The 673-nt window shown below is 49.8% G+C and carries 1 rRNA gene; it reads right to left on the minus strand.

The features are described from left to right. Positions 1-530 (minus strand): 23S ribosomal RNA (locus tag D6V41_RS18085); the annotation flags it as partial. Positions 531-673: the final 143 nt, after the last annotated feature.

Raw genomic sequence — 673 nt, forward strand, 5'->3', positions numbered from 1 at the left:
AGTGAGGGGCTCCCACTGCTTGTACGTATACGGTTTCAGGTTCTATTTCACTCCCCTCACTGGGGTTCTTTTCGCCTTTCCCTCACGGTACTTGTTCACTATCGGTCAGTTAGGAGTATTTAGCCTTGGAGGATGGTCCCCCCATCTTCAGTCAAGATAACACGTGTCCCGACCTACTTAATATGACCAATATGCATCTTCGTGTACGGGGCTATCACCCTGTATCGCTGTGCTTCCCAACACATTCCACTAACACATACTGATTCGGCTGCTCCCCGTTCGCTCGCCGCTACTAGGAGAATCTCGGTTGATTTCTGTTCCTAAGGGTACTTAGATGTTTCAGTTCCCCTCGTTTGCCTCTACACCCTATGAATTCAGATGCAGATACCGCCGAAGCGGTGGGTTGCCCCATTCGGATATCTGTGGCTCAAATGCTTTTTGTCAGCTCACCACAGCTTTTCGCAGACTTACACGTCCTTCTTCGCCTCTAACTGCCTAGGCATCCACCGTATACGCTTTGTCACTTAACCATACAACCCTAAATAGCCCGCGCATTTGCTTCCTCCTCTTCGCGACTCTTCCTCGCTTACTCAGTCACATACTCGATGTATGCTCCTTCGCTCGCTCGTCGTTTCGCTCGATGAGAAATCAACTGCTTGGCTATTGCACTAAC

Source organism: Ningiella ruwaisensis, from assembly GCF_004798935.1.
Lineage (GTDB): Bacteria > Pseudomonadota > Gammaproteobacteria > Enterobacterales > Alteromonadaceae > Glaciecola > Glaciecola ruwaisensis.